The organism is Roseateles puraquae (assembly GCF_002205845.1).
In the GTDB taxonomy this organism is placed as follows: Bacteria; Pseudomonadota; Gammaproteobacteria; order Burkholderiales; family Burkholderiaceae_C; genus Pelomonas; species Pelomonas puraquae.
Window position 1 is genome coordinate 42,892 of the sequence record NZ_NISI01000014.1, and the last position, 24,863, is coordinate 67,754.

Below are 24,863 nucleotides of genomic sequence, written 5' to 3' on the forward strand. Positions count from 1 at the left end.
AGTTCGGCAAAACCTTCGTTTTGTCGAACCATTGCATCGCCCTTTGTGATTGGCGTATAAACACACAAACACCTATTAGCGGAGAACGCTATGAATACCATTCGCTGGAATGTCGCCGTCTCGGCCGACACCGACCAGTCGCTTCGGATGTTTCTGGCCAGCCAGGGCGGCGGCCGTAAGGGCGACCTGTCGCGCTTCATCGAAGAAGCGGTACGGGCACACATCCTGGAGCTGAGCGCTGAGCAGGCCAAGGCCGCTAACGCCCATCTGAGTGAGGCAGAATTGACCAACGCGGTTGACGAAGCGCTCGACTGGGCACGTAAGCGCTGATGCGGGTCGTGTTGGATACCAACATCCTGTTCAGCGCCCTGATCTCGCCACATGGCGCGCCCGATGCGATCTACCGTGCCTGGCGGGCGGCGCGTTTCGAGGTGGTGACCTCGCGGATGCAACTCGATGAAATTCGTCGAGCCAGCCGCTATCCCAAGCTTCAGGCCATCCTACAGCCCGCCAAGGTGGGCGCCATGATCAATAACCTGCAACGGGCTGTGGTACTGGAGCGCCTGACCATCGAGGTCGAAGCCGATGATCCGGATGACTCGTTTTTGCTGGCCATGGCCTTGGCGGGCGATGCGGACTACCTGGTAACCGGTGATCGCCGCGCCGGCCTGCTGCAACGCGGGCACATCGAACGCACGCGGATCGTCACGCCCGCCGTGTTCTGCGTCGAGGTGCTGTGATCAATGCCGGTCGGTTTTCTGACTCAAGAGCAACGCGACGGTTTTGGCCGCTATGTTGATTCGCCCAGCCGTGAAGAGCTGGAACGTTACTTCCACCTGAGCGATGAAGACCGTGAAGCCATCCAGGTGCTGCGGGGTAACCATAACCGTCTGGGTTATGCCGTTCTGCTGACCACCGTCCGCTTCGTTGGCGTTCTGCCGGACAAGCCCGCCGCCGTGCCGGTGGAAGTCCTGCAGGTGCTTTGCCGACAACTGGCGATTCCAGACCCCGACTGCCTCCAGCGCTATAGCGATCATCGCCGCTGGATACATGCCACCGATATTCAGAACCGCTTTGGCTATCGTCATTTCACCGATCCGGGCATCGGCTTTCGCTTGAGCCGCTGGCTGTATGCCCTCTGCTGGACGGGCACCGACCGGCCGGGAGTGCTGTTTGAGCGAGCCACCTCGTGGCTGTTCACACAGAAAGTCCTCCTGCCTGGTGTGTCTCAACTAGAGCGCTTTATCGCCCAGTTGCGCAGTCGGGTCGAAGAACGCCTCTGGTTTACGCTGGGCCGCAGCGTGACTGAGGAACAGCGATTGCAACTGCAAGACTTGCTGACGGTGGCCGAAGGCAACCGCAGCTCCCGGCTGGATCAATTGCGCTCCGGCCCGGTCATGGTCAGTGGCCCCGCGTTGATTCGGGCACTGCGCCGGCTCGATGACGTGCGCGGCATCGGCATCACCTTGCCGGCGGCGGCGCACATCCCTCCCAGCCGTATCGCCGCCCTGGCCCGCTTCGCCAACACGGCCAAGGTCACCGCGATTAATCGGCTGCCGGCGTCGCGGCGGATGGCGACACTGGTGGCCTTCGCACTCTGCCTGGAGGCGACTGCGCACGACGACGCACTGGAAGTCCTGGAGGCCTTGCTGCGCGACCTGTTCAGCAACGCGGAGAAGGCCGACAAGAAAGCCCGCATGCGCAGCCTGAAAGACCTGGATCGGTCGGCCGCGACGCTCGCCGCCGCGTGCAAGGTCGTGCTGGACAGCTCGATCAGCGATGACAACGTGCGCGCCCGGCTGTTCAACGACCTGCCGAGGACCACCCTGGAAAAGGCCCTGGAAGGGGTGATGTTGGTTTCGATGCAGGAACTGGCGGTTTAAAGTTAGCGTAAACCCGATGCTCCGGTGCCGATGTTTTCCGCAGCGCGGCCGAGCCGCAGCCCGGTCTAGGTGCCAGCAACGCCTGCGAGCGGTTTGTCCCAAACCGCCAGTTTTTGCACCGAAAGCCAGGCGCCTACAAAATCACCGCGCCTGTAAGTGCTTGATCTGTAGGTGCGCTTCTATCCAAGGCGCCAGTTTTTGCACGACCAACCATGGCGCCTTCGAGATGCTCAGCCCCTAGCCTTCCGCTTGGCGGACCCCTGGTTGCGCAACAGCGCATCGACGTACTTGTCGATGCTGAAGGTCAGCATGCCTCGGAAGTTCACGTGCCCGAAGTGAGCCGGGCCCATCCTGCGCAGCCAGGAATCCTCCAAGGGATGCTTGTGCTTCTCTTTGCGCCACTTATCGACGACGGACTGCATCTGCGCCGTGTTCCATGCGATGAGGATGTTGGACAGCAGCGCGTGCGACCCGGAGATCGCGCGCATCTCCGAATCACGGCGACCGCGCTCGGGCTCCAGCCGGCCGGAGTAGACCGCGCGCTGCAGTTGGTGCACCGACTCGCCCCGGTTCAGTAGCGTATGGATCTCGCGGCGGAACTCGGGGTTGCTGTGGTACTCGCAGAGATAGATGGTCCGCAGGAGGCGGCCCAGCGAGTCCAGCGTTTTGTGCAGTGGATCCCCCTGGGCCGCACTGCCGAGTTTTTCAAGGAGGAACTTCGGCGTGACTCGACCGGTCTTGACAGACGCCAGCATGCGCAGGTAATCGTCGTATCCGTCTTTGATCGTCTTCAACGCGATGGTCCCTACCGCGGCCCGCTCCAGGGATTCCGGCACTTCGAATCCCCTGGGGACGAACAGCTTCTGTTCGGAGAGGTTCTTCAGCCGAGGGCAAAGATCGAAGCCGAGACCCTTGGCCGTCGCCATCGCGGCGTTGGTGTATCCGTGGGTGTCTACCGCCAGCAGCGAAAGTTTGATCTCATCGCTTTGACGCGATGCGTTGTAGGTCTCAGCGCCGTGCACGGCCATGCTGTGTTGGCGGACGTTGAGCACAATGGCCTCGTCGTGGAAGATGCCGTACGAGCCCAACACGTGGGTGTAGATTCCCACGGCATGTGTGCGCCGCCGCGGATCCACGCGCGCGTTGTACAAGTGCTGGGTCGCGTCCAAGGACATCATGTCCGATGAGGCCTTGTCGCCGCGGTCCCAGAGCTTGGTGATCGCGAACTGGTGTTGGTAGGCCAGCACACGTTCGTTGGCCTTCCTCAGCCGCCCTGGCACTTCCAGCGACCGCATCGCAGACGTGATCTGCGACACCTCGATGTTGGGAATCATGGCCGCAACCGCCTTGGCAGAGACTTCAGTGCCGTGCGCCAGCAAGGCGCCATAGTTGGCCAGCAACTCGTTGACGGAGTCGGCCTTACGGCCTAGCAGCGCTTCGGTGAAGTTGCACGCCACGTCGACGGCGACCATCACGTCGCTGAGCTGCGTCTCACCGATGGCCTGGAAAATGGCGTTGCGAGTGTTGATGACGTTGTCGTCGACCTCCATTGCCTCGATGGGCGGGATGTGCAACTCGCCCTTCGGACCGATGGTGACCCTCTCCGCGTCCACGGTCTCGGCCAACGCCTGCAGACTGACTCTCAGCGTGGCCAGCAGCGGCTCAAGGAAACGCTCAGGATCGACGGGCATGTTCAGCGTGCCCATGAGGATGCTGCGCTTCTTCTTCCACTCCTCCTTGGAAATCAGCATGCCGTCGCGGCTACGGAAGTCCTCGCTGTGGTCGATCCACATCCGGCCACCCTTGAGGCATTTGCGCACCGCCATCAGCGCGCATGCACGCAGACCGGTGAGGCCTTGCTTGCGGTCTGCACCGTTGACGATCGAGTGCCAGACCGGGTCAACCATGCTGGCGTCGAAGCCCTCCGGCAGCTCGGCCAAGTCCTTCTCATGCAGATCGCGAAGCGCGGCGATCTGTTTCATGGCCGGGAGGCCATCGCGGCCTTGGAAGTCCAGCGCCATCATGTCCTTGATGAGGTTCTTCACGCGCACGTGGTCCTCGCTCAAAGCCTGGCGCACCATCGCGGCGTTGCTCATGTCGATGGGCTTGCTGTCGTCGGGGAACATCTCCTGGAGCGCGGAGATCTTCTGTTCAGCGCTCTTGCTGTCGTCATACAGCACCGACCGCGTCTGCGTCTCGCGCGTCCGGAACTCGCCCAGCGTCTGTATCTTGCGGCGGTTCACGGTCGTGCCGGCCTGGCTGACCAGGTTGCAGATCCGCCGGCCGCACATGAAGAGCGCGACGTCCGTCAATTCAAGTAGGGAACTGCGCAGGAAGCAGACGATCTCCAGGTGAAGGGTGTCTCGAGCCAGACGCTGGCTGTGCGCCGGCGGGCGGTTGACGATGCCCTGGCCAAAGGCATGCATGCGCAGCAATGGGATGCCTTCCAGCGTCCATTCATGCACGCCCAGGCCCTTGAGAAACTGGACCTTGCCGATGACGTCGGTCAGGTTGCTCGGGCTGTGTTTTCCGGTTGGCACCTTCAACCATTCGACGACGGTCGTGCTCTTGCGGCCCTTTCTCTTGGCGAATACCTCGGCCACTACGCGATCGAGCTTGTCGGGCGGCACGTGCTTTCGCACCACTTCAAGCGCCGAGACTTCTGCCGAATTGAACGCGTCGCGGGCCACGTCGCGAATGGCCCGGTCGGACGGCAACTGGACCTTGCGATCGAAGAGCCATAGCTCACCCGCCCTGACCAGGTCATCGACGGAGATGGCATTGCCTGCGTGCGACTGCAGCGAGGCCAACAGCTCAAGCAGATCGGCATCCTCGGCTGACCTGAAGCCAGCCTCCTCGAACGCCCATTTCCGGTGGTCGAAGAGCGTCTTCTCCCGCGAATACAGTGCCTTGATCGACGCGATCGACGTGTCACTGACGCCGAGTGTGCGTGACAGGTACTGCAGCAGCGTGGCTGGCAGCACCTTGCTGTGCGTGAAGCTTCGACCCGTCGCCCGAGCCAACACCAGTTGCGCCGCAGCCGCCAGGCGAGCCTTGGTCGGGAACTTCCGTATCTTCTCGACGTCCGTCTGCGAGAGGCCGAAGGCATGTTCGGCATCGAACTCACTCAGTCCTCTAGGAAGCTCGGTCAGGCCGACAAATCGCTGGCGGTAGGACGACAAGAAGCACCTCCAAAGAAGATGTAGTTGCGACGTCAGCGTCGCTCGATCGGATCCCTATGACGACGAGGGCGCACTGCGCGCGAGCCCGCTTTCAAACTTGGTCTTCATCCCGTCCAGCGAGATGTCGATGTAGCGCAGCGCGGAGCTGACGTCGCGCCAGCCAACGTGCTCCATCAGTTCCTTGAGGTCCCAGCCGTTGCTGCTGGCCCAGTTGGCGAAACCACGGCGAAGCGAGTGGCTGGAATAACTGGCGGCCTCCTCGGCGCCAGCCGCGTGCAGGATGCGCCGCAGCAGCGGCAGCACAGTCTTGCTCAGCATGTGCTCGTTCGAGACGTTGCCCCAACGATCGATGCTAGGGAACACCGGCCCGGTCTTGCGGCCGCTCAGCTCGATCCAGTCGAGGTAGGCGTCCACAGGGCACAGCCGCGACAGCGCCGGGCAATGGAATGCACGGTCCTCGCCCTCGTCAGTGGTCTTGGTCTTTCGAGGCCGGCAGGTCAGCCCTTTGCCCCGCTGGGCTTGGACCTCCTCGATGCGCATGCTGGCCAGCTCGTCGGATCGGAATGCGCGCCAAAAGCCCAGCAGGAGCATCGCGCGGTCGCGGCTGCGGCGCAGCTGCTCGGTCTGGCGGCCGTGCTCGCGTGCCGACGCCTGCGCCTTCAGCAGCCAGTCGGACACCGCTTCGAGCACGTCGAGCTGCAGCGGCCGGGCCCGCTTCTGCGGCACCGCGTGCTTGGCCCGGACGCCACGCAGCACCTTCTGCACCAGCGGCGACCGGGTGGGATCGCCGAAGCCGTTGTCGGCATGCCATCGCGCCAGTGCCGCCAGATGCAGACGCAGCGTGCTGATGCGGTAGACCTCAGCGTGCTCGGCCACGTAGCGCGCCACCGTGTCAGCCGTTGCGGGCAGCAGCCCGCTCCAGACTTGCTCGAAGTTGCGCAGCGCTGCGGCATAGCTCTTGACCGTGTTGTCCCGGTCGGCCGCTAGGACGTACTGCTCAACGGTGGCGCTCATGGCGCCAAGCTCGTCGCTTCCAATCGGCGGAAGGACTTCGGTGAAGGCCGTCGCCGCATAGCCGCCCGTTCCAGCGCCGCCAGGCGGGTTTCCGATGGTGCAAATGCCTGGCTGCCTTGCAAGCGGTCCAGCGCGAACTCGACGAAGGCGCCGACCTGCGGCAGCACTTCACCGCTGTAGTGGCAAAGGAACAGGTGGGCCGAATCGACCCCCAACGACGGTAGCGGCACAAGCGTGCCGTCCTCGATGTACGGCATCGCAGTCAGTGAGATCAGCTGCATCGCCAAGCGGCCAGACCGGGCGATCTGCAGTTCGAGTTGGTCGTCGTTGGTCGAAAGCATCGGCCCGCGATCCTTGCCGCCCGTCCGGGCCTCAAGCACCGGCATCCCGGCTTGGCGCGCGTCCAGCGCCTCGACCGACCGCGGCACCCCGTGCTTGGCCAGGTAGCCCGGCGAGGCGCAGTACAGGAGTAGCGCTTCCATCAGGAAGGTGCTGCTGACGGCCTGCTCCAGCATCGGCCCGAAGCTGAAGCACACCTCGTCTTCCCCCTGGAGCGCCGGCGTGGCTTGGTCGACGGACCTGACGTGCAGGTTCAGCTTGGGATGCAGCGCGCTGAAGGCGTCGACCACCGGCGCCAGCACGGTCGACACCACCATCCGCGGCGCTGCGATGGACAGGTGGCCGGTGAGCGGCTTGAACGACGCCTTGCGCACGGCGTCCAACGCTGCGTTCATCGCCTCCAGTGCTGGTCGGGATGCGTCGACCAGCACCTGACCTTCGGGTGTCAGCGCCAGCCGCCGCGTCGTGCGCTCCAGCAGCTTGACTCCGAGCTGCCGCTCCAGCTGTGCCAGCGTCTTGCTCGCGGCCTGGGGCGTGATGCCCTGGTCGGCAGCGGCGTTGGTCAGGCTACCGAGTTCGTCCGCCTTCAACAACGTGGCAAGGGCTCTAAGTTCGCGCATAGGGGTTGGCATGGTTGCCATCTACAACAGACGGTTGTAAATCATATGTATTTTAAACCGTGTGTCTACTGGAGCCCGTTCTCCGAGTGCGCCCCGGTTAGGTGCGTGGAGTCGGTGGCCTTGCATCCCTAGCGCTGTTTTCTATAATCCAACTTAACGAACTTTTCTGAGTTATCCGTTTTGACCTGGGACACCCTTCACCTGCTTGCAGCGCATGACGCCGGACTGGACTCAGTCATGGCGGAGATGCGCCAACTGCGCCGGTACGGCCTGTCCGAGCGCGAGCGGCTCGCTGGCGCTGCCGGCTGGAACGAGGTGGTTCGCCATGCCCGCGAGATGCGCGGACTGGGCCTCGACGACACGATGCTGGAAGTGCTGCGCGAGGTGCAGCGCATCAAGGCGGCGGCAGTCTCGCTGCCGCCCCACTTCCTAAACGAGATCAGCGCTGCCCTGGAACAGCAGCGCTGGCTGGCTGCCTACCGGACCGCCACGCTGGAGTTGTTGAACAACTGCCGGCGCTTCTTGCTGAGCCGACGGTTGCGCCTGCGCAACCTCATCAGCCTGCTGGACACGTTCTGCCGATCCGTGAGGTTGAGGCCGCCAAGGCGGGTCCGTGGCATCACGCTGGTCCGCCGGGCCCTCGGCTTTTTCAGCGCCGCGAAGGTCGATGGGCGGAATCTCCCATGAGGGTTCTCTCAATTGGTGCGCATTGCGCGACTTCACGATGATTTATCCCTCAACCACCTCCGCGCGGCGCCCCGATGAGGCGCCCGGCGAGCAAGCAACACCCTATGTCTCGGCCTCTGAAACCCAAGCACTGCTGCGCAGCAGTCTGGCCGCGCGCAACGCGCGCCTCGAGGCCTCCGACATGGTGAACACCGATCAAGCGGCCAAGCTGGCCGGGACTACTCGAGTGACGATCAACGCCTGGATTGCCAAGGGACGCGCCATCGGCGTGCCACGCATGCAGCGCGGCTTTCGGCTGCCGGCATGGCAGTTCGAGCCGATGCTGTGGGACGTGATCCCCAAGCTGTCCAAGGCGTTGGGCACCCTCGATGGCTGGACCCTGCTGGCATTTCTGGAGACCCCGCACGGCGGCCTTGGTGGAGTTCCCCCCCGCCAGGCTCTTGAACAGGGCCAAGCAGATCGGGTGTTGGCGTTGGCCAGCGCGGAGGGTCTCTGACCCTCCAAGATGAACTTCCAAGACTTTGATGAACTCCCACCGTATCGTCTGACGCCAGACCGACATCTCTTCAGGATCCAGCCGGTGCGCTCACGTCCCGGCAACCGCGCCGTCGGCCCCCTCCGCGTCTCGCTGCCAGGCGCGCTGAGCGGCCGCTTCTGTCTGCCGGACCAGCGCGTCGCCTACTTCGCCGACTCGCCAGAGACAGCCGGCTACGAGGCGTTCGGGCGCCGCGAGCAGACACTTCTTTCGCTGGACCGCCTGCGCCGCGGCGAGCTGCTCTGTGCCGGAGTGGCCGACGGCATAACCTTGCTCGACATGACGCCGCATGCGGCCGATTACCCGGCGCTGCAGTCGACCCGTTTCGGCCCGACCCAGGGCCTGGCCGCCCGCGCCGCTTCAGCTGGCTACGACGGCATCGCCTACCTGTCGGCGCAGCGCTACGCCGGCATCTGCTACGCGCTCTTCGAGCACGTCCTCCCAGCCATTCGCGCCCGCTGGCGCCAGCGCCTGATCGACCCTGAGACTGGCAACCTGCACCGCGTTGTGGCAACTGTTGCTCGGGGCAGCGGTCTGCCACTTGCATGAGGCCTAGCCGGGAGGCTCAACGAGCCCAGGCCCATGTCCAGATCGATCGCTTGAACTCCGGCCGCGCGTCCGGAAGGCGTGACACTGCCACCAGGGCCGCCAGCTCTTCGCCCCTCAAGCGCTCGCACCGCTCAAGCTGGAGCACCGGCTCAGGCTCAGGCCACAGCCGACCGGGCCAACGCGTCTCGCCAGCCGACCAGGACGTGTCGAACTGCTCGACCCAGACGCGGTCGCGGTCCGGCGACAGCGTCAGCACATGGACACGGCTGAGGGCGAGTTCGCGCAGCGGCACCGGCAGCAGATGCGTCATGACGCGGGTGAATGCGGGGATTTCGCTGCCAAGGTTGAAGGCAGCGACGCTGCCGGAAAGGGCCATTGGTGTTTCTTGTTGAAGTCGCAACTGAACGTCGAAGTCGCAACTCGACATCAGCAGATTTGGACCTGATCCCAGGCGAGCACGCTGACGTCGACGGCGTCGCCCAGGCCCAACCTGACAGCCCCGCCCTGTAGCAGCTCGCGCTCGAACTCTCGCTCCTCGGCCGGCCGCATCAGCGCGTACTGCCGACCCGATGAGGTGGTCACGATTCCGGCTTCCTGGTCGACGGCCGTGATCGCCGAGGTGACGCGAACGGTACCGCGCTCTTCGGTAAGGTCCCTGAGGGTCACCAGGTGAAGGGTTCCGGCTGGCGCCCGGATCAACCGCCAGGAATGCACCTCAATGCGCGGCTGTGCGTAGACCGCCGGCCCATCCCTCAGATTGACGAAGGCAACGGCGGGAACCCCCGGCTCACTTTCGCTCATGCGGCGTCCTTGCGCGCGCCGGCCCGACGAGTGCCGCGGTTTCCCGCAGGCGGTGTCTTGCGCCGGCTGCGCGGCTGGCGCCCAGCCTTGGCGGGCGAGACACGCAGCAAAAGATCCTTCGTCGTCGGCTCCACGTGCTCCGGCACCAACCCACAGTCGAACTCCTGACCGGCCGCGTCGAGCAGGAACACGCTCTGCCCCGCCGGGGAACTGCACATCCAAACCTCGCGGACCTCTCGCGACGACCATTGACCGTTGGGGGATGCCCAGGCCGGCATCATGCAGACGATCCCCCGAACAAGATCGGGATCGAGCCCGCGAAGCACTTCGGCCAGGTCGTAGTCCCAGGCGATGCAGATGGTGCGCGTCATGCTGCAGTCGTGGATCTCAGCGTCGACGACTTCCACCGACAGCAGGAACCAAGGAGCATGCAAGGTCAGTTCGACCATGCGCCAGTGCTGGGAGCCGGGCTGCTCCAGGGCCGGCGGAAAGGGAAATTCATATTGCGGCTGGGACACGAACATTGGGTGCGAGGCCGTGAACAGCTACAGGTTCAGCGGCCGGATTGTTGAACTCCCATAAATTGTTCGACCTACCTGGCCATATCAAAATTCCTGATATGGCGCCGGCTCAGCTACGGTGCGAGGCTGAGAACCATCGCGTCCATGTCCAAAGCCCTGCACAGTCGCCACAACAAAATCTTCCTGGACAAGCTTCGCAAGCTGCGAGAGTCCCGCCAGCTTCGGCAAGCCGACCTTTGCAAATTGCTCGGCCGCAGCCAGGGCTGGGTCAGCTACGTCGAATCCGGCCAAACAACCCTGCACATCATCGAGCTGCGGCAGTGGCTCGCCGCGCTGGGTGTCGAGTTCCTGGAGTTCCTCAACGAGCTGGATGCCGAACTGCGGCTTCTTGAGGCGATACGACTTCGGGCCAAGCCTCCCCACCGGCTGGCGCGCAGTCCGTTGAGCCAACTCGTGCAGGCCGGCCTGTCCATGGACCAGTCCACGGCGACGCCGGCGCAGGCGAAGCCCGTCAAGCGACAGGTGCGGCGATGACAACGCCAGACGAGAGACGGCGCAACCTGATCTGGGGGCGGGAGGCGCTTGAGGAGCAGTCAGTCGACGTAGCACTGCCCAAAAACTGGCGCGAGGCGTCGGCCGAGCTGCTCATCCGCTACCCCGCGCTTGCCATGATCAGGGACTGTGGCGACCACGACCTGGAGTCGCTGCAGATTCAGTACGCCAATGTTCTGGCGGCTGCCAGGGACCTGTTCCAGCGTATGCGCGTGAGTTCGGCCTGCTCAGAAGGCCGCCGATACACCTTGCTGGTGATACTGCGGCATTTCTATTGAGGAATTCGGGCGTCCAGGCGCCGGCCGAAATCTTCCAGGGTCGATCCGCACGTGAAAGCCCAGAGCTGCAGTTCCACGACACCGACGCGCCGCATACCCGCTTCGGCCCGCGTCACGACACACGCCTTGACGCCCAAGCGCCGAGCGAGCTCTTGCGGAGTGAGACCGGCCTGCATGCGAAGTCGAACCAGCTCGTCAAGGAACACCGCGTGGGCCAGTCCCTGGCCAGTACGAGCGGTCATGGCCCAGGCCTGCGCCGGTCACGCCGTCCCAAGCTCAGGTCTTTGAACGAGGCGATCTCTTCCTTCACACCGTCGAGCAGCCGCTCGACCTCGGCGGGCGTCCCCTTGCTGCAGAAGGCCAGCGTGAGCAGCGTCAGCGGGTGAGTGCCCATGACCTGGGCCAACTGAACAATTTTGTTGAGCGAAGGCTCAGCGCCGTTGTTTTCGAGCCGGCTGACGTACGTCCGCCCGGAGACCTCGTAGAAGTCTTCCTGTGAGAGGTCGCGCTCAAGCCTCACGGCGCGCAGCGCCTTGCCGAAGTTGGGAACGGAAGCCTTGGAACTCATTGCGGGCGTCAATCGGCCCGCATTGGCTCATCACGTACCTTAAAGGACTACACCTTATAAGGTGCGTTGCCTCGGTGCCCATCCCGAGTACCACTCCAGGCGACATGGACCACGCCGAATCTGCAAAGCATCCCTCTGCCACTACTGATTCAGGCTGCGCGAGACTCAACACATAGATCGTCTGGTCGATCAGGAGTCAGCACCACTTGTGCCGGCGACTCGCCGTGAAAAGTCCTGCTGGACATGCGGCATGGAAAAAACGAGGCCCCGGGCGAAGCCGGGGCCGTAAAGCTTCGTCGGTGTCATCACGCCGGAGCTCCTGCTCAGGGAGGTTTAGCAGGGAGGCCAGCAGCGCTGGCCTCTGCGATACTTTAGCAGGCCGGGCCAATATGAATCCGACCACCCTGCGCCCATGAGAAGCACCATCCGTACGCGGTGGCTGTGCGTGGTTCGAGCTCCGTCGCCTGGAGGAAAGTTTGGGTCCTATATCGGACCGCGCTCGCCCTTTGACGGATCGTCCGTCACGGCGCGCCCCTCTGCGTAGGTTTGCATGGCCTGACGAATGACGCGCAAGTGCCGACGATAGTTTGTGCAACCGGAGCACATCATCAGATGAGCGCCCAGGCCAAGTCGCTGCCCGAATGAAATCGGCTCTTCCATTTCCAGGGAGCAGATTTCGGTCACCTCCTTGCAGCTCAGCATGCGGTCTCCCCGGGACGGCCCCAGCCCATTTCCATACAACCTCGCAATTTGTGCCTAGCTCGATGCAGGATGACGTGCAGATTGGTTGACGTGATGCTCAACTGCGCGCAGATCTCCTCGGTGTCAAACCCGAGAAACTCGCGCATCATGAAGACGCGTCCTGTGTTGGGCGGCAGGTGATCAAGGCAGGCTTCGAACACCCGCCAGAACTGCTTGGACTCCATCGACTCCTCCGGCGCCGGCCAGGTCTTCGGCCTGGCTGACTCGCGCCATGCCCCCTTCTCGCTGAAGAGCGCGTCCTGCCGCTCGATCCAGCTGTCATCTTCCTCAAGCAAGCTTGAGATTGGCACAGTGCGGCCCGCCTGGCGGACATGGTCAATGATGCGATTGCGCAGGATCGCAAACACCCAAGTCTTGAGGGTTGAACGTCCTGCAAAGGTGGATGACTGCTTGAGGGCGGCTTCAATGGATTCCTGCACCAGGTCCTCCGCCGTCTCGGCGTTACGAACCTGAAGCCTGGCGAACTTCAGCATGTCCGCTCTGAGCGCAATTAACGCTTCTGCACTGATCGCCTGGACGGCGGCATCAGGCGTGTCATTGCGGAGAGGATCCGTGGCACGGCTCATTGATCAATCACCTCGTTCCCTTGCGGCCTCGTTGCGCGCCGCGCTGTAAGCAGAGACGCAGAACGGCACCAGGTAGTTCAACACCAGATGCCACGGATCGACGGCCTGTCCGGCCATGATCCGCCCACCATTGTTGATGACGTTCAGCACCGTCCCAACCACCAGCGCTACCTTCAGCGCCGGCCGGGCGATGCGTCCGCTGACCATCAGCTTGAGTACCGCCCGCAGGTTCATGGTGGCCGTTTCCGCGCTCGGGCAAGGCGCAACTTCATGAGAACAGCATGCGGATCGCCGAGATCGCAGCCTCTTGCATTGCACCCTGCTGCAAGTCCTCCTTGCGCAGGATCAGGAACGTCGAAGCTCGGTCCTGAGGCCGGGCGAGTCGAAAACCTGCAGGTCCAACTGCCCTGGCTTCGGGCTGCAAATCCCTGACGGCTCGCATCACCACCGCTTCCATGGTGGCGAGGTCCGCCATGCCTGCAAAAACCACGGGAAGGCTGGCGTTCGACTCGCGGATCTTGCGGAAGACTGTGGCGGCGTCGGCCCCCAAAGAAGACGTGACTGCAGTCGAAATGATGGCACCTTGAGCCGGCGTTCGGATCTCTTGGTCGAGCTGGTGCAGGCCGTCGATCCGCACGGGTGCGAAGCCGGCCGTGACCAGGAAGGGACGCATTTCATTGACGATGAATGCGTGCGGGCGGGCGAGAAGTACGCGTCGCAGGGGTGTCATGGCTCGGCTTCGATTCGGTTCGGTTCTGGGCGCTTGTCTCATGGCGAAATGCCACGACCGGCGTCCTACCTGCCTGTTGACGGATCGAACTCCTTTTCCTTACAGACGCTCTGTAAGAAACAGGCTCCGCCGTCGTCCAAGCGTCATCGCCCACCGAAAGCTCACGCATGCACGCCACTCTGCCGCTGCTGGCCAAGACCGATTTCCCTCCGCTGGCCCGCCAGGTGATCAGTACCTTGCAGGTCAACCTGGGATATCGGTGCAATCAGTCCTGCGTTCACTGCCACGTGGGTGCTGGCCCGAACCGGACGGAAGAGATGTCGCGTGAAACCGTCGACGCGGTAATCGACTTCATGGATGCCAATGCATCCATCCAAAGCCTGGACTTGACTGGCGGTGCGCCGGAGCTCAACCCACACTTCCGTCAATTGGTCATTGCCGCTCGTGCACGAGGCCTGAAGGTGATCGATCGCTGCAACCTGACGATTCTTGAAGAACCGGGGCATGAGGATCTCACGGAATTCCTGGCCGCACATCATGTGGAGGTCGTCGCTTCCTTGCCGTGCTACCTCGAGGACAACGTGGACCGGCAGCGGGGCAAGGGGGTCTTCGACGCCAGCATGCGAGCGTTGAAGCGCCTGAACGACCTAGGGTATGGCGCGCCGGGCAGCGGCCTCGTGCTCAACCTCGTCTACAACCCGCAGGGCCCCGTACTCCCCCCCGCCCAGGGACCACTTGAGCGCGACTACAAGCGGCACCTGGATGAAAAGTTCGGGGCGCGCTTCAACAGCCTGTTCACCCTGGCCAACATGCCCATTCAGCGATTCGGCTCGATGCTGGTTTCCAAGGGCCAGTTCAACACCTACATGACCCTGTTGCGGGAGGCCCATCGTGCGGCCAATCTCGAACAGGTGATGTGCCGCAGCCTGCTCAGCGTGGATTGGCAGGGCTACCTCTACGACTGCGACTTCAATCAGCAGCTCGGGCTCGGGCTCCAGAGCTCGGGCGGCCGTCGTGCGCACATCACGGAAATCACCGCAGCGGCACTAGAAGCCTCGCCGGTCCGCGTCGCCGACCACTGCTTCGGCTGCACAGCCGGGCAAGGTTCCAGCTGCGGCGGCGCCCTCGATCAATAAACACCCTTGAGGAGAATCTGATGTCCCGCAGGCATTTCTTGCTTCAATCGGCTGCGCTCTTGGCCGGTGCGCTGCCAGCGCCCGCCATCATGGCCCAGTCCCGCAAGCTTCGATTTGGCGTGGGGCCCTTCATGCCCACGGCAGAAGACACCCGCAAGGCGTTTTTGCCTCTGTTTGCGCACATTGCGAAGAGCCTTGGCGCCCCGGACTTCGATCTTGCTGTGAGCACCGACTGGGCGGGGCTCGCGGTTGCGATGGGCTCGGGCCAGCTCGACGCGGCCTGGATGGGCCCGTGGGGCTACGTCATCGCCAACAACGCGACCGACTGCCAGGCCATCGCGACGGTCAAGTACGACGACAAGCCCACTTACCAAGCCATCATCGTCGGTCGCCCCGACATCAGTGTGGCCCGCTTTCCGGACGACACGCGCGGCCGATCGATCTCGTTCGCCGACGTGGGTTCCACCTCGGGTTGGCTGATTCCCACCTTCTATGCGTCGAAGGTGTGGAAGATCGATCCCAAAGCGTTCTGGAAGTACAGCGAAGGCGCCTCGCATCCGGCCAACGAGGTGGCTGTCGCTTCTGGACAGGTCGACCTCGCCACGGACTACGACCGCAACAGAAACGCCATGATTGCGGCCGGGCGGATCAAGCCCGACGCCACGAAGATCGTCTGGACCTCGGACCCTCTGCCCAACGATGCCTTCGCCGTTCCGAAGCAGGCGCCCCGGGAGTTCACGCAGCAGTTGCAGTCCATCTTGCTGGCTTTGAGCGGTGACGCGGCCAAGGCCCTCATGCCCCCCCGCTACACCGGCTTCGTTGCCGCCACCCACGCCAGCTACAAGATGATCGAGGACGCGGGCCTCGCCATTGGCCGGATCAAGGCTCGTGGCTGATTCCGCGCCGATCATGGGCGGATACCTCGCCGCCGCTCAGGCTTTCTACGATGCGGCCGCCGAGACACCTGCACTGGGCGCGTGCTGCGTGCAGCGCAATGACCTGGAGCTGCCAGGCTTGGTGGTGCCGTCAGCGATGGAGGCTTTGACCTTCAGCTGTGGGACAACCGTCCATCCCGGCGAGTTGGCCGATGCCCCGACGGCGCTGTACATCGGCGTCGGCGGTGGGCTGGAAGCCCTTCAATTCGCGTGGTTCTCTCGCCGGCCTGCAAGCGTGATTGCCGTGGAGCCCGCGCCGCGCATGCGGCAGGCGGCGGAGGCAAACCTCATTCAGGCGGCAAGCCTCAATCCTTGGTTCGACCCAGCCTTCGTACGTGTCATGGCGGGCGACGCCTTCGCGCTGCCAGTTCCCGACGAGAGCGTGGACCTGGTGGCGCAGAACTGCCTGTTCAACATCTTTGAGCCCGCCGACCTGCGCCGTGCACTGGCCGAGGCAGCCCGAGTGCTGCGTCCGGGTGGGCGGTTGATGATGAGCGATCCCATCGCCGAACGTGACATGCCCAAGCACTTGCGGGCTGACGACCGCTTGCGCGCCATGTGCATGGCTGGCGCGTTGCGATTCGAGGACTATGTGGCTGAAATCGCCGCGGCGGGATTCGGTGTCATCGAGGTTCGGTCACGAAAGCCCTATCGCTCGTTGGAGCGCGTCGCTTTCGGACTGGACGCGGACCTCGCGCTCGACGCACTCGACACGGTCTCTCGCAAGACCGGACCGTATGGATCTGTCTGCGAGGCGGAGATCTTCACTGGGCGCCGCGCGGTCTACGTTGGACCGAACGACCGTATCGAGAGCGGCGGCGTTGAATTGCCCAGGCACCTGCCGATTGCTGTCAGTGATCGCACGGCTCTGCGACTGCAGACACGCCCGGAGAAGGATGTATTGATCACCCCGCCCACCTGGCGTCATGCGCCGGTGCGCACGGAAGTGGAGACGCTTGCATGAATTCCCCTGGCCAGTCTTGCCCCATCGAGTACCAGTACGCCGCTGCAGACTTTCGCGGCATGACGGTGGACCGAGTCGATACCGCTTACGTGATCGGTGGCCTGTACGGCAACCTCGACGCTTTGCACGCCATCCTGCGCATGCAGCAGGCCGAGGCCCGCCAGGGCAAACACGTGAGTCTCGTCTTCAACGGCGACCACAACTGGTTCAACGTCGACGCAGCGAGCTTCAAGGAAGTCAATCAGGTAGCGCTTGCGAGCCTGTCGATACGAGGCAACGTCGAGGCCGAACTCTCACGGCCGACGGACGCAGGTTGTGGCTGCAACTATCCCGACTACTTCAATGCCGACTACGTCGCCCGATCCAACGCGATCATGTCGCGGTTGCAGGGTACGGCGCGCGAGTTGCCGGTGCTGTGCCGAGGTCTGCAGGATTTGCCATTTTTCCGCGTCCTGGCTGTAGGCGAGACGCGGGTGGGCATTGTTCATGGTGACCCAGAGATGCTCGCGGGCTGGTCGTTCGCCGCTGAGCGCTTGAGCCCGATCGGCAAGTGCTGCTCGGGCGATGAGGCGGTTGCAGAACTCACGCCACCATCGAAGCTGGAACGTTGGTTCCGCGACGCGGATGTCGATGTCTTCGCCAGCTCCCATACCTGCCTTGCGCATGCGCGCGACCTGCAAGTCGACGGGCGAACCCGAGCGATTTTCAATAACGGCGCCGCAGGCCTGCCCAACTTTGCCAACGAAGGCTTCGGCATCGTGACCCGGATCTCCGCCGACCCGACGATCCCACGGGGAAGCTTGTACGGTTTGAACCTAAACGGTGTTCGCTACGACGCGATGCCGGTGCACTACGACGCGGCGAGCTGGGTCAGACACTTTCTTGCCAACTGGCCGCAGGGTTCACCGGCCTATGAGGCCTATTTCAAGCGCATCGTTGCCGGACCGGATTTTGACCGCCACGACGCAGTCGGCGGGGGCGTGACCCTGACGGTTCAATGATGCAAGAGCCCAGTTCCGCCGTCTTGCGGGCCTTGGAGGCGCGCGCTCGGGAAAGCGTTGGATGGAGCGGCCGACGAGTGCTTCGGGCTGCCTGCCTGGTCGCACTGCTGGTCCTGCTGGCTGCGAGCGCCCGTCTCGCCCAAGTGGACCTGGGGCGACTCATCGAGGGTCTGCCTAAGTTGGGCCACTGGTTGGCTACCGCCTGGCCGCCCAAGCTTGACGAGGTACCGATCTTCCTTTGGCGTACGGCCGAAACGGTGGCGATGGCAGCCGTAGGCACCGCCATCGCCACGCTGCTCGCAGTCCCAATGGCGCTGCTGGCCAGCCGCAACCTCACGCCCTGGCCCAGGCTGTACCTGCCTGCTCGCTGGCTGCTCAACGGACTGCGAGGAATCGACTCCTTCGTCTTCGCACTGCTCTTTGTCGCCGCTGTCGGGCTGGGGCCGTTCGCAGGTGTCTTGGGCATCGCGCTGCATACCTGGGGCAGCGCCGGCAAGTTCATGGCAGACACCATCGAGAGCGCGCCTCTCGGACCCATGCAGGCCGTCGAAACCACCGGGGCCGGGCGCCTGATCGCAGCGCGATATGCCCTTGTCCCTGAGGTGCTGCCCGCGATCCTGTCCAGCACGCTGTATTTGTTCGAGTTCAATGTGCGCGCATCCACCGTGCTGGGTGTCGTGGGCGCCGGCGGCATCGGCCAGGAACTGAAGAACAGCATGGATCTGCTGGACTTCGCGCGACTGGCCACCATCATCGCCATCGTCTTGCTGGTTGTGACCGCGATTGACCAAGTGGCAGCTTGGCTGCGTCGGAGGCTCGTGTGATCGGGGCGGCTGGCGTGACACTGGCCGTGCATGGCCTCACCAAGCGGATGGGTGGTCGCCAGGTGATCGACGACCTGAGCCTTTCCGTTCATCCGGGCGAATGCATCGCCTTGCTCGGGCCAAGTGGTGCGGGCAAGACCACGTTGATTCGATGCATGTCAGGGCAGTTGCCGCCCGACAGCGGTCACGTTCTGCTGGATGGCCAGGATGTGTTGTCAATGCGCCGGTCGACCCGTCGCCGCATCGCGGTGGTGTTTCAGCAGTTCAACCTCGTCGGTCGGCTTGACGCAACGGACAACGTTCTGGCTGGACGCCTGGGTCACATGTCCGCGTGGCGGGCGATGCTGCGCCGCTTCGATTCCAATGACCAGTTGCTGGCTCTGCAGTGCCTGGAGCGGGTGGGCATGCTTGAGCACGCCTCTCAGCGCGCGGATACCTTGTCCGGCGGGCAGCAGCAGCGAGTCGCGATCGCGCGAGCTCTCGCGCAACGGCCGAAGGTGATCTTGGCTGACGAGCCCATTGCCAGCCTGGATCCGGTCAACGGCGAGGCGATCCTCGATCTGCTGCGCGACATCGCGCGCACCGAGGGTGTTGCGGTCGTGTGCAGCCTGCATCAGCTTGAATTTGCGCGCGAATGGGCCGACCGGATCGTGGGGATGGCGCCCGATGGAGCCGTCGTTAATCTGCCCGCCAGGAGCTTTGATGCCCGGGCCAGGGACGACATCTACGGGCGGGTTTGGGGCAGCAAGGAAGAAGCCGGGCTGTCCCGCCTGCTGCGGGACCTGTACGTGTGAGCCTCAGGAGCACTGGATGCCGATTCGCGCTTTGACTTTCGATACTGGCGGCACCGTCCTCGATTGGCATGGCGGGCTCGTCCGAAGGCTGAACGCCGTCTGTGGAGATCGCCTCGCGGGCATGGAGCCGCACGTCCTCGTCAATGACTGGCGCAAGCGAGCGATGAAGGCCATCGTGGGGCAACTACAGCCCGCGTTCAACATGGACGACGTGCACCGCGAAACGCTGGGGGCAACGCTGCAGGCGTTTGGGCTCGTCGACCTGAGCGCATCGGAGCGGGAGGCCCTCTGGCGCGGTTGGTACGAACTTGACGCCTGGCCTGACTTCCCTGCAGCCTTGCAGGCGCTTGGCCGGGCCTTGCCGGTCGTCTCCTTCACCATGTTGCCGACGGCACTCGTCATGGGCGTCTCGCGGCGCAATGCTTTGGCTTGGGATGCCATCATCTCTTGCGAAATGATCGGCGTATACAAGCCGCACGCCGAGGCCTACGCCACAGCCGCTCGCTGGCTTGGCTTGGCGCCGCAAGACATCCTGATGGTGGCCTGCCACAACTTCGATCTCAACGCGGCCCAGGCAGCTGGATTCAAAACTGCCTTTGTTCGCCGCCCCGATGAATGGGGCCCACAGGGACCGCAGGATCCGCACCCGAATCGTCCGTATGACTTGGTGGTGGACGGCTTCGAAGAACTCAGGCGACAAGTTCTGAATGGGCCAGGAGCGTTCCCCGGACCGTGATTGACGACAAGGTTTCCCGATGCCGACCTTTCCGATCGTCATCGCGCGGAAAGTGGCTGTGAGATCCGGCATGAGAGCTCATCAGGCATCCCGTGCAAGTCAAGTTGCTCAGCACCGAGTCAAGTCGGACCTGAGCACACCAATTTTTCAGGAGACAACGAGTGGCCTTCCTTTCCACCTTGCCTGACGATGCCGGCGTACGACACATCCTCGCCCTGAACCCGGCCGCCGGTCGCGCGCTGATCGAGTTCCACAGCGCTGCGCTTCGTTCCGACTCGCAGCTTGACGCCAAGGACAAGGAGCTCATCGCCGCCTTTGTGTCCGGACTGAATGCATGCCAGTACTGCTACGGCGTCCACAAGGAGACGGCCAAGGCCTTCGGCGTTCCGGAGAGCGTCATCGAGGCCTTGCTTGCCGATGTCAACAGCGCGCCCGTCGATGAGCGCCTGAAGCCCCTGCTTTCCTACGCCAGGGTGCTCACCTTGACGCCGACCCGGGCGCAGCAAAGTCACGCCGATGCGATCCTTGCCGCCGGCTGGACCGAGCGCGACTTGCACGATGCCATCCTCACGGTCTGCCTCTTCAACTTCATGAACCGCTTGCTTGAAGGTCATGGGGTCAAGGGATCGGCCGAGCTGTACCAGGCCAGGGGGCAGGCGCTACACGCCGTGGGCTATGCGCCGCTGCTCGACATGCTGTCGACGTCCGAGGCCAAGCCGATCAGCTTGAAACCCTAATGCCCGAATGCGTCTCTTTGCGTGTGACGTGGAGCGGTCTCAAAGGGGCTTGAGCTGCTGCAGCAGGGTCGGCACGAGTTCGGTCACCGTCGGATGGATGTGAACCGTACGCGCGATTACTGTGTAGGGTTGCCGCGCTGCCATCACATCGAGCAAGGAGTGCACGACTTCGTCGCCGTTTAGGCCAAGGATCGCGGCCCCCAGGATTTGTTGGCTGTCGGCGTCGACGAGCACCTTCATGAAGCCCTGTGATTCGCCGGCCTCGCGCGCCCGCCCAACACGCTGCATCGGCATCTTTGCGCGCAGCAGGCGCTTGCCGCTGGCGACCGCATCGGCTTCGGACAGGCCGACGCGGCCGAGCGCCGGGTCGATGAATAGCGCGTAGCAGGGAATGCGGTCGCCGACGCGGCGCGGGTCGTTGTCGAACAGGTTGGCCACCACGATCTCGTGGTCGTTCCAGGACGTGTGTGTGAAGGCGCCGCGGCCGTTGCAATCGCCCACCGCCCAGACGCCCTCAACGCTGGTGCGGCACTGCTCGTCGACCACGATGAAACCGCGTGCGTCCATGCTGATGCCAGCGCGGTCGAGGCCCAGATCTTCGGTGTTGGGCTGGCGGCCGACAGCCAGCAAAACGTGACTGCCGGTGATGCCGTCCCCGGCTCCACCGCAAGCCGCACCGACCACGATGCGATCGCCCGAACGGGCCAGCGAGAGGCAGTCGGCCCCCAGCTCGAAGCGAACGCCCTCAGCCTCCAGGATTGCACGGATGCCATCAGACACATCTTCGTCCTCACGCGGTAGCAGACGCGCAGAGCGCTCGACCACGGTCACTCGGGCACCGAAGCGGCGCATCATCTGCGCGAACTCCAGACCGATGTAGCTGCCGCCGACGATGACCAGGTGCTCCGGCACGGCCTGCAGTTCCATGACCGATGTGCTGTCCAGCGTTGGTACCGTGTCGATGCCTGGCAGCGCGGGGCGTGTCGCGCGACCGCCGACGTTCAGGAAGATGCGCGGCGCTGTCAGGCGCCTCCCCGCCACCTCGAGCACCGCCGGCTCAGCGAAGCGCGCGTGGCCGACGATTACCTCAGTGTGCTTCAGGCCGCGCATCCAGCTTTCGACGCCCTCGCGTGACTTTGCGACGATGGCGTTCTTGCGTGCCATCACGCGGGCCATGTCGACGCGTAGGTCGCTCACGTCGAAACCGAACTCGCCGCCGCGCTGCGCCATGCGAACCGCGCGCGCACTGGCCACCAGCGTCTTGGTCGGCACACAGCCAACGTTGACGCAGGTGCCGCCGAAGTGATGGCGCTCGATCACCGCCGTCTTCAGCCCCTCGCGGCTGCAGCGCGCGGCAATGGCCGGGCCGGCCTGGCCGGCGCCGACGATGATGGCGTCGAAGGTTTCAATGTCCATGGCTCATGGTCTCCTTGCTCGACAACGAAACAGCATGCCTTCCTCGTGCCGCCCGCGCTAACGGGTGAGTAGCCGCCGCGAGCCGAAGCTGGCCCCATCCACCAGCGCCACCAGCAGCACCATCGCCATCAGCACCGTGGCGGTCTTATGCATCTGGAACAGCCCCATGTGAAATGCGAGCATCTGCCCGAGGCCGCCAGCGCCGACGACGCCCAGCACGGCGGCGGCGCGGATGTTGTTCTCCCAGCGGTAAAGCGTGTAGCTCATCAGCTGAGGCAGCACCTGTGGCAGCGTGGCGTAGAGAAAAACGCGAACACTGCCCGCACCCTGCACGCGCAGTGCCGCTGCCGGGCCCGGCGGCGCGTTCTCGATCGCTTCGGCGAACAGCCGCCCCAGCACACCCGTGGTGTGCACGGCCAGCGCTAGCGTGCCGGCGAAGGGCCCCAGCCCGACAGCGATCAATAGCAGCGCCGCCCAGACCAGTTCGGGGACTGCGCGCAGGGCGTTCAGCATCAGCCGCGCCGGGGCCCGGGCAGGCGCCGCATCGGTGTCGTGCAGCCGGCTCGCGGGCAGCGCCAGGATCCCGCCCGCCAGTGTGGCCAGCAGGGTCCCCAGCAACGACATGGCCAGGGTCTCCCACGTCGCCCTGGTCACCTGGCCCACGAAGGCCGGTGACAGGTCCGGCGATGAGAACTCGGCCAGAAAGCGGCCCATGCTGGCCAGGGCATCGCTGCTGAACAAAGCGGCCAGCGGCAGGTCCAGCGACACGAAGCTGGCCACGACCAGCACCAGCACGCCGGCGCAAAGCCAGCAGGCCCTGCAGCGAGCGTCGAACAGCGGCGGCGGTAGGCGGTAGCGGTGGTTGGCGGCGGGGCCACGCATCGCACTACCCCAGCGCCCGGCGCAGCGCGGCGCTGACGCGGTCGGCCAGCGCGACCAGCGCGACAAACACCACCAGGATGGTCAGCACCTCGCCGCCGGCAAACATCTTCAGCGAGCCGTCCATCTGCTGCCCCAGCCCGCCGGCACCGACGAAGCCCAGCACCACCGAGCTGCGGATGGCGCACTCCCAGCGGTACACCGTGTAGCTGGTCAGCTCGGCGGCGTTCTGCGGCAGCAGGCCATAGGCGAAGGCCTGCAACCGGGACGCGCCGTTGCGCAGCAGTGTCTGCGTGATCGCGGCCTCGCCGCTTTCCAGAATCTCGGCGTACACCTTTCCCAGCATGCCACCATAGGTGAGCGCGATGGCCAGCACGCCGGCCGCAGGGCCCAGGCCGACCACTCGCACAAGAGCCAGCGCCCAGACCAGCTCCGGCACACTGCGCAGCACGATCAGCACCGCCCGCGTCGCCTGTCGCAAGCCGCGCGGCAGCGGCGCGATGCGGCCGGAGAGCGCCGAGACCGAAAGTGAACGCGAGGCGATGAGCGCCAGTGGCACGGCCAGCAGCAGTCCCAGTGTGATGCCGGCGGTTGCAATGGCCACGGTGCGCCAGGTCTCGCGGGCCACGAGCAGCAGGAAGTCGGCCGAATGCGCCGGCGGCACGAAGCCGGCCAGGAAGCGACCTATCACGCGCATCGCCTTCGCATCCAGCAGCACCCAGGGCTTGAACTCCGTGGCCTGTAGCAGCGGCCACAGCAGCACCACGCCCAAGAGCGCCAGCCCCATGCGGCCGGGCCAGGTTGGGTCGCGCCGGGGTGCCGGACTCAGCGGCATTGCATGGCCACCTTCGGCGCCGGTGCCGGCGGGGCGTCGGCTGGCGGCGGCCCGCGCCGTTCGTCTTCGCTCTGGGCGTACAAGCGCGTGAGGTGATCGCGCGTTACGGCTGCGGCTGGCAGGTCGAACACCTTGCGTCCGTCGCGCAGCCCCAGGATGCGAGGGAAGTGGGCCAGCGCGGCGTCCACCTGATGCAGCGTGGCCACCAGGGTGGCGCCGCGCGAGCGGGCCTCGCGCACCAGGGCCGCAGCAGCCTGCTCGGCACGCGCAGGGTCCAGCGCCGAGAGCGGTTCGTCGACCAGCCACAGCCGCGCCGGGGCCACAAGCGCCCGCGCCAGGCCCACCCGCTGGCGCTCCCCGCCGGAGAGGCGGTCGACCCGTTCGAACAGCTTGTCTGCTAGGTTGAAGACCTCCAGCGCTTCTTCGGCGGCAGGGATGTCTGCCGGGTAGAACAACGAGCGCAGGCTCTTCATCAGTCCCCATGCCGGCAGGCGGCCCGCCAGCACGGCGGTGACGACGCGCTGGCGCGGCGGCAACGGCGGGACCTGCGGCACCAGGATGAGCCGGCCGCGCAAGGCGGTCAGGGCGGGTCGCGGCAGCGCCCAGGGGTCGACGTCGTCGATGTGCAGGCTGCCGGCCGCCGGCGGGCGCGCACAGGCCAGCACCTCCAGCAGGGTTGTCTTGCCGGCGCCCGAGGGCCCGATCACCGCGACCGCTTCGCCGGCCTGGACGCCAAAGCCGAGCCCCGCCAGTGCGTCAGCCGCGCCACGCTGCGCGGTGGCGTGCCGCGCCCCAAGGTCCTGCAGCAGAAGCTTCACGACCCGGGGCTCGAAGCAGCCCGGCGCTGCATGCAGGTGGCGCCGCCACAGGCCGGCAGTGTGCCGGTCAAGGGGAATCGCACCCAACGCAAGGACAAGAAACGGGCCATCGGAATCCTTTCACGGGCCGTCCGTTTCGGGCGGTCCTGTGCACTCTAGCGGCTTGTCAGCCTTGGCGCTGAGCCTGCCACGCTTGCCCAG

General features: G+C 64.6%; 32 protein-coding genes. 16 read left to right on the forward strand and 16 right to left on the reverse strand.

The annotated features are described in order from the left end of the window. The first annotated feature begins 90 nt into the window (after positions 1 to 90). From CDO81_RS23860 to CDO81_RS23870, 3 genes are read left to right on the forward strand one after another with little or no spacing between them, the layout of a single operon-like run. Positions 91 to 330 carry a ribbon-helix-helix domain-containing protein gene (locus CDO81_RS23860; RefSeq protein WP_003089107.1) on the forward strand — a complete coding sequence of 80 codons (240 nt, stop codon included), beginning with the start codon at positions 91 to 93 and terminating at the stop codon, positions 328 to 330. After that, a complete protein-coding gene (locus CDO81_RS23865; protein WP_003150546.1) occupies positions 330 to 740 on the forward strand; it encodes a putative toxin-antitoxin system toxin component, PIN family in 411 nt (136 codons plus the stop codon). Before CDO81_RS23860 ends, CDO81_RS23865 begins: the two co-directional genes overlap by 1 nt. A 3-nt stretch (positions 741 to 743) precedes the next feature. Next, the gene (locus CDO81_RS23870) at positions 744 to 1,883 is read left to right on the forward strand and encodes a DUF4158 domain-containing protein (RefSeq protein ID WP_241517120.1); all 1,140 of its coding nucleotides are present in this window, start codon (positions 744 to 746) and stop codon (positions 1,881 to 1,883) included. A 230-nt stretch (positions 1,884 to 2,113) separates the two neighbouring features. Here CDO81_RS23870 and CDO81_RS23875 read toward each other — a convergent pair whose 3' ends face one another. The 3 genes from CDO81_RS23875 to CDO81_RS23885 are packed head-to-tail and all read right to left on the reverse strand — an operon-like array spanning position 2,114 to position 7,059. Continuing rightward, on the reverse strand, positions 2,114 to 5,065 hold the full coding sequence (locus tag CDO81_RS23875; RefSeq protein ID WP_088485761.1) for a Tn3 family transposase: 2,952 nt from the start codon (positions 5,063 to 5,065) through the stop codon (positions 2,114 to 2,116). Between the two features lie 54 nt (positions 5,066 to 5,119). After that, positions 5,120 to 6,079, reverse strand: a complete 960-nt coding sequence (locus CDO81_RS23880) for a site-specific integrase (RefSeq protein WP_088485762.1) — start codon at positions 6,077 to 6,079, stop codon at positions 5,120 to 5,122. Next, positions 6,076 to 7,059, reverse strand: a complete 984-nt coding sequence (locus CDO81_RS23885; protein WP_088485763.1) for a LysR family transcriptional regulator — start codon at positions 7,057 to 7,059, stop codon at positions 6,076 to 6,078. Before CDO81_RS23885 ends, CDO81_RS23880 begins: the two co-directional genes overlap by 4 nt. Before the next feature lie 216 nt (positions 7,060 to 7,275). Between CDO81_RS23885 and CDO81_RS23890 the strand changes: the two genes are divergently transcribed. The 3 genes from CDO81_RS23890 to CDO81_RS23900 are packed head-to-tail and all read left to right on the forward strand — an operon-like array spanning position 7,276 to position 8,809. Next, on the forward strand, positions 7,276 to 7,725 hold the full coding sequence (locus CDO81_RS23890) for a hypothetical protein (protein ID WP_088485764.1): 450 nt from the start codon (positions 7,276 to 7,278) through the stop codon (positions 7,723 to 7,725). Positions 7,726 to 7,747: 22 nt separating this feature from the next. Next, on the forward strand, positions 7,748 to 8,221 hold the full coding sequence (locus CDO81_RS23895) for a hypothetical protein (RefSeq protein ID WP_088485765.1): 474 nt from the start codon (positions 7,748 to 7,750) through the stop codon (positions 8,219 to 8,221). A gap of 9 nt (positions 8,222 to 8,230) precedes the next feature. Next, positions 8,231 to 8,809, forward strand: coding sequence for an RES family NAD+ phosphorylase (locus CDO81_RS23900; RefSeq protein ID WP_088485766.1), 579 nt, complete (start codon positions 8,231 to 8,233; stop codon positions 8,807 to 8,809). Between the two features lie 16 nt (positions 8,810 to 8,825). On the opposite strand, the gene CDO81_RS23905 is transcribed toward CDO81_RS23900, so the two are convergent. From CDO81_RS23905 to CDO81_RS23915, 3 genes are read right to left on the reverse strand one after another with little or no spacing between them, the layout of a single operon-like run. After that, positions 8,826 to 9,185: a hypothetical protein gene (locus CDO81_RS23905; RefSeq protein ID WP_088485767.1), complete on the reverse strand. Its 360-nt coding sequence runs from the start codon at positions 9,183 to 9,185 to the stop codon at positions 8,826 to 8,828. Between the two features lie 50 nt (positions 9,186 to 9,235). Further along, the gene (locus CDO81_RS23910) at positions 9,236 to 9,610 is read right to left on the reverse strand and encodes a hypothetical protein (RefSeq protein ID WP_088485768.1); all 375 of its coding nucleotides are present in this window, start codon (positions 9,608 to 9,610) and stop codon (positions 9,236 to 9,238) included. Then, positions 9,607 to 10,059 (reverse strand): hypothetical protein, encoded by a 453-nt coding sequence (locus tag CDO81_RS23915; protein ID WP_158218404.1) that lies wholly within the window; start codon positions 10,057 to 10,059, stop codon positions 9,607 to 9,609. Before CDO81_RS23915 ends, CDO81_RS23910 begins: the two co-directional genes overlap by 4 nt. Positions 10,060 to 10,275: 216 nt before the next feature. Here CDO81_RS23915 and CDO81_RS23920 point away from each other — a divergent pair, with 216 nt between their 5' ends. After that, a complete protein-coding gene (locus CDO81_RS23920; protein WP_088485770.1) occupies positions 10,276 to 10,665 on the forward strand; it encodes a helix-turn-helix domain-containing protein in 390 nt (129 codons plus the stop codon). Further along, positions 10,662 to 10,961, forward strand: a complete 300-nt coding sequence (locus CDO81_RS23925) for a BPSL0761 family protein (protein ID WP_088485771.1) — start codon at positions 10,662 to 10,664, stop codon at positions 10,959 to 10,961. Before CDO81_RS23920 ends, CDO81_RS23925 begins: the two co-directional genes overlap by 4 nt. On the opposite strand, the gene CDO81_RS29330 is transcribed toward CDO81_RS23925, so the two are convergent. The 6 genes from CDO81_RS29330 to CDO81_RS23955 all read right to left on the reverse strand — a co-directional run bounded on the left by CDO81_RS29330 (position 10,955) and on the right by CDO81_RS23955 (position 13,587). Further along, positions 10,955 to 11,203: a helix-turn-helix domain-containing protein gene (locus CDO81_RS29330; RefSeq protein ID WP_088485772.1), complete on the reverse strand. Its 249-nt coding sequence runs from the start codon at positions 11,201 to 11,203 to the stop codon at positions 10,955 to 10,957. The two genes, CDO81_RS23925 and CDO81_RS29330, sit on opposite strands and share 7 nt — an antisense overlap. Then, the gene (locus CDO81_RS23935) at positions 11,200 to 11,529 is read right to left on the reverse strand and encodes a helix-turn-helix domain-containing protein (RefSeq protein ID WP_088485773.1); all 330 of its coding nucleotides are present in this window, start codon (positions 11,527 to 11,529) and stop codon (positions 11,200 to 11,202) included. Before CDO81_RS23935 ends, CDO81_RS29330 begins: the two co-directional genes overlap by 4 nt. 483 nt (positions 11,530 to 12,012) lie before the next feature. Further along, on the reverse strand, positions 12,013 to 12,231 hold the full coding sequence (locus CDO81_RS23940) for an anti-sigma factor family protein (RefSeq protein ID WP_088485774.1): 219 nt from the start codon (positions 12,229 to 12,231) through the stop codon (positions 12,013 to 12,015). After that, positions 12,225 to 12,857 (reverse strand): sigma-70 family RNA polymerase sigma factor, encoded by a 633-nt coding sequence (locus CDO81_RS23945; RefSeq protein WP_088485775.1) that lies wholly within the window; start codon positions 12,855 to 12,857, stop codon positions 12,225 to 12,227. The genes CDO81_RS23940 and CDO81_RS23945 overlap by 7 nt, the downstream gene beginning before the upstream one ends. A 3-nt stretch (positions 12,858 to 12,860) precedes the next feature. Next, complete coding sequence (gene nrtS / locus CDO81_RS23950; RefSeq protein WP_206602164.1) at positions 12,861 to 13,091, reverse strand: nitrate/nitrite transporter NrtS; 231 nt, start codon at positions 13,089 to 13,091, stop codon at positions 12,861 to 12,863. Positions 13,092 to 13,125: 34 nt separating this feature from the next. Continuing rightward, positions 13,126 to 13,587 (reverse strand): hypothetical protein, encoded by a 462-nt coding sequence (locus CDO81_RS23955; RefSeq protein ID WP_144397386.1) that lies wholly within the window; start codon positions 13,585 to 13,587, stop codon positions 13,126 to 13,128. A gap of 167 nt (positions 13,588 to 13,754) precedes the next feature. Here CDO81_RS23955 and arsS point away from each other — a divergent pair, with 167 nt between their 5' ends. From arsS to CDO81_RS23995, 8 genes are all read left to right on the forward strand, one after another. Further along, the gene (gene arsS / locus CDO81_RS23960) at positions 13,755 to 14,723 is read left to right on the forward strand and encodes an arsenosugar biosynthesis radical SAM (seleno)protein ArsS (RefSeq protein ID WP_088485777.1); all 969 of its coding nucleotides are present in this window, start codon (positions 13,755 to 13,757) and stop codon (positions 14,721 to 14,723) included. 59 nt (positions 14,724 to 14,782) lie between these two features. After that, positions 14,783 to 15,619, forward strand: coding sequence for a phosphate/phosphite/phosphonate ABC transporter substrate-binding protein (locus CDO81_RS23965; RefSeq protein ID WP_241517121.1), 837 nt, complete (start codon positions 14,783 to 14,785; stop codon positions 15,617 to 15,619). Further along, positions 15,612 to 16,622: an arsenosugar biosynthesis arsenite methyltransferase ArsM gene (gene arsM, locus CDO81_RS23970; RefSeq protein WP_206602165.1), complete on the forward strand. Its 1,011-nt coding sequence runs from the start codon at positions 15,612 to 15,614 to the stop codon at positions 16,620 to 16,622. Before CDO81_RS23965 ends, arsM begins: the two co-directional genes overlap by 8 nt. Beyond that, positions 16,619 to 17,623 carry a metallophosphatase family protein gene (locus CDO81_RS23975; RefSeq protein WP_144397387.1) on the forward strand — a complete coding sequence of 335 codons (1,005 nt, stop codon included), beginning with the start codon at positions 16,619 to 16,621 and terminating at the stop codon, positions 17,621 to 17,623. The genes arsM and CDO81_RS23975 overlap by 4 nt, the downstream gene beginning before the upstream one ends. A gap of 77 nt (positions 17,624 to 17,700) precedes the next feature. Then, entirely contained in the window at positions 17,701 to 18,447 is a 747-nt protein-coding gene (gene phnE, locus CDO81_RS23980; protein WP_241517122.1) for a phosphonate ABC transporter, permease protein PhnE, read from the forward strand. Between the two features lie 26 nt (positions 18,448 to 18,473). After that, positions 18,474 to 19,241 carry a phosphonate ABC transporter ATP-binding protein gene (gene phnC, locus CDO81_RS23985; RefSeq protein ID WP_241517123.1) on the forward strand — a complete coding sequence of 256 codons (768 nt, stop codon included), beginning with the start codon at positions 18,474 to 18,476 and terminating at the stop codon, positions 19,239 to 19,241. 16 nt (positions 19,242 to 19,257) lie between these two features. Continuing rightward, positions 19,258 to 19,977 carry a haloacid dehalogenase type II gene (locus tag CDO81_RS23990; RefSeq protein ID WP_158218405.1) on the forward strand — a complete coding sequence of 240 codons (720 nt, stop codon included), beginning with the start codon at positions 19,258 to 19,260 and terminating at the stop codon, positions 19,975 to 19,977. Positions 19,978 to 20,156: 179 nt separating this feature from the next. Then, the gene (locus CDO81_RS23995) at positions 20,157 to 20,714 is read left to right on the forward strand and encodes a carboxymuconolactone decarboxylase family protein (protein ID WP_158218406.1); all 558 of its coding nucleotides are present in this window, start codon (positions 20,157 to 20,159) and stop codon (positions 20,712 to 20,714) included. A 39-nt stretch (positions 20,715 to 20,753) separates the two neighbouring features. Here the strand turns inward: CDO81_RS23995 and CDO81_RS24000 are convergent, their stop codons facing one another. From CDO81_RS24000 to CDO81_RS24015, 4 genes are read right to left on the reverse strand one after another with little or no spacing between them, the layout of a single operon-like run. Further along, entirely contained in the window at positions 20,754 to 22,130 is a 1,377-nt protein-coding gene (locus CDO81_RS24000; protein ID WP_088485782.1) for an FAD-containing oxidoreductase, read from the reverse strand. Positions 22,131 to 22,187: 57 nt separating this feature from the next. Beyond that, positions 22,188 to 23,012: a phosphonate ABC transporter, permease protein PhnE gene (phnE, locus tag CDO81_RS24005; protein ID WP_088485850.1), complete on the reverse strand. Its 825-nt coding sequence runs from the start codon at positions 23,010 to 23,012 to the stop codon at positions 22,188 to 22,190. Positions 23,013 to 23,016: 4 nt separating this feature from the next. Next, positions 23,017 to 23,844: a PhnE/PtxC family ABC transporter permease gene (locus CDO81_RS24010; protein ID WP_088485783.1), complete on the reverse strand. Its 828-nt coding sequence runs from the start codon at positions 23,842 to 23,844 to the stop codon at positions 23,017 to 23,019. Beyond that, on the reverse strand, positions 23,835 to 24,662 hold the full coding sequence (locus tag CDO81_RS24015; protein ID WP_088485851.1) for a phosphonate ABC transporter ATP-binding protein: 828 nt from the start codon (positions 24,660 to 24,662) through the stop codon (positions 23,835 to 23,837). The genes CDO81_RS24010 and CDO81_RS24015 overlap by 10 nt, the downstream gene beginning before the upstream one ends. Between the last annotated feature and the right edge of the window lie 201 nt (positions 24,663 to 24,863).

What these genes read in the sequence shown, in the direction of transcription:
- CDO81_RS23900 (WP_088485766.1), top strand. Translation starts at nt 8,231, where the DNA reads ATGAACTTCCAAGACTTTGATGAACTCCCACCGTATCGTCTGACGCCA.
- CDO81_RS23935 (WP_088485773.1), bottom strand. Translation starts at nt 11,529, where the DNA reads ATGAGTTCCAAGGCTTCCGTTCCCAACTTCGGCAAGGCGCTGCGCGCC.
- CDO81_RS23920 (WP_088485770.1), top strand. Translation starts at nt 10,276, where the DNA reads ATGTCCAAAGCCCTGCACAGTCGCCACAACAAAATCTTCCTGGACAAG.
- CDO81_RS23915 (WP_158218404.1), bottom strand. Translation starts at nt 10,059, where the DNA reads ATGGTCGAACTGACCTTGCATGCTCCTTGGTTCCTGCTGTCGGTGGAA.
- CDO81_RS23940 (WP_088485774.1), bottom strand. Translation starts at nt 12,231, where the DNA reads ATGCTGAGCTGCAAGGAGGTGACCGAAATCTGCTCCCTGGAAATGGAA.
- phnE (WP_088485850.1), bottom strand. Translation starts at nt 23,012, where the DNA reads ATGCGTGGCCCCGCCGCCAACCACCGCTACCGCCTACCGCCGCCGCTG.
- CDO81_RS23955 (WP_144397386.1), bottom strand. Translation starts at nt 13,587, where the DNA reads ATGACACCCCTGCGACGCGTACTTCTCGCCCGCCCGCACGCATTCATC.
- CDO81_RS23990 (WP_158218405.1), top strand. Translation starts at nt 19,258, where the DNA reads ATGCCGATTCGCGCTTTGACTTTCGATACTGGCGGCACCGTCCTCGAT.
- CDO81_RS29330 (WP_088485772.1), bottom strand. Translation starts at nt 11,203, where the DNA reads ATGACCGCTCGTACTGGCCAGGGACTGGCCCACGCGGTGTTCCTTGAC.
- CDO81_RS24000 (WP_088485782.1), bottom strand. Translation starts at nt 22,130, where the DNA reads ATGGACATTGAAACCTTCGACGCCATCATCGTCGGCGCCGGCCAGGCC.
- CDO81_RS23880 (WP_088485762.1), bottom strand. Translation starts at nt 6,079, where the DNA reads ATGAGCGCCACCGTTGAGCAGTACGTCCTAGCGGCCGACCGGGACAAC.
- CDO81_RS23890 (WP_088485764.1), top strand. Translation starts at nt 7,276, where the DNA reads ATGGCGGAGATGCGCCAACTGCGCCGGTACGGCCTGTCCGAGCGCGAG.
- nrtS (WP_206602164.1), bottom strand. Translation starts at nt 13,091, where the DNA reads ATGAACCTGCGGGCGGTACTCAAGCTGATGGTCAGCGGACGCATCGCC.
- CDO81_RS23945 (WP_088485775.1), bottom strand. Translation starts at nt 12,857, where the DNA reads ATGAGCCGTGCCACGGATCCTCTCCGCAATGACACGCCTGATGCCGCC.
- CDO81_RS23865 (WP_003150546.1), top strand. Translation starts at nt 330, where the DNA reads ATGCGGGTCGTGTTGGATACCAACATCCTGTTCAGCGCCCTGATCTCG.
- CDO81_RS23910 (WP_088485768.1), bottom strand. Translation starts at nt 9,610, where the DNA reads ATGAGCGAAAGTGAGCCGGGGGTTCCCGCCGTTGCCTTCGTCAATCTG.
- CDO81_RS23905 (WP_088485767.1), bottom strand. Translation starts at nt 9,185, where the DNA reads ATGGCCCTTTCCGGCAGCGTCGCTGCCTTCAACCTTGGCAGCGAAATC.
- CDO81_RS23870 (WP_241517120.1), top strand. Translation starts at nt 744, where the DNA reads ATGCCGGTCGGTTTTCTGACTCAAGAGCAACGCGACGGTTTTGGCCGC.
- CDO81_RS23885 (WP_088485763.1), bottom strand. Translation starts at nt 7,059, where the DNA reads ATGGCAACCATGCCAACCCCTATGCGCGAACTTAGAGCCCTTGCCACG.
- arsS (WP_088485777.1), top strand. Translation starts at nt 13,755, where the DNA reads ATGCACGCCACTCTGCCGCTGCTGGCCAAGACCGATTTCCCTCCGCTG.
- CDO81_RS23860 (WP_003089107.1), top strand. Translation starts at nt 91, where the DNA reads ATGAATACCATTCGCTGGAATGTCGCCGTCTCGGCCGACACCGACCAG.
- CDO81_RS24010 (WP_088485783.1), bottom strand. Translation starts at nt 23,844, where the DNA reads ATGCCGCTGAGTCCGGCACCCCGGCGCGACCCAACCTGGCCCGGCCGC.
- CDO81_RS23975 (WP_144397387.1), top strand. Translation starts at nt 16,619, where the DNA reads ATGAATTCCCCTGGCCAGTCTTGCCCCATCGAGTACCAGTACGCCGCT.
- CDO81_RS23925 (WP_088485771.1), top strand. Translation starts at nt 10,662, where the DNA reads ATGACAACGCCAGACGAGAGACGGCGCAACCTGATCTGGGGGCGGGAG.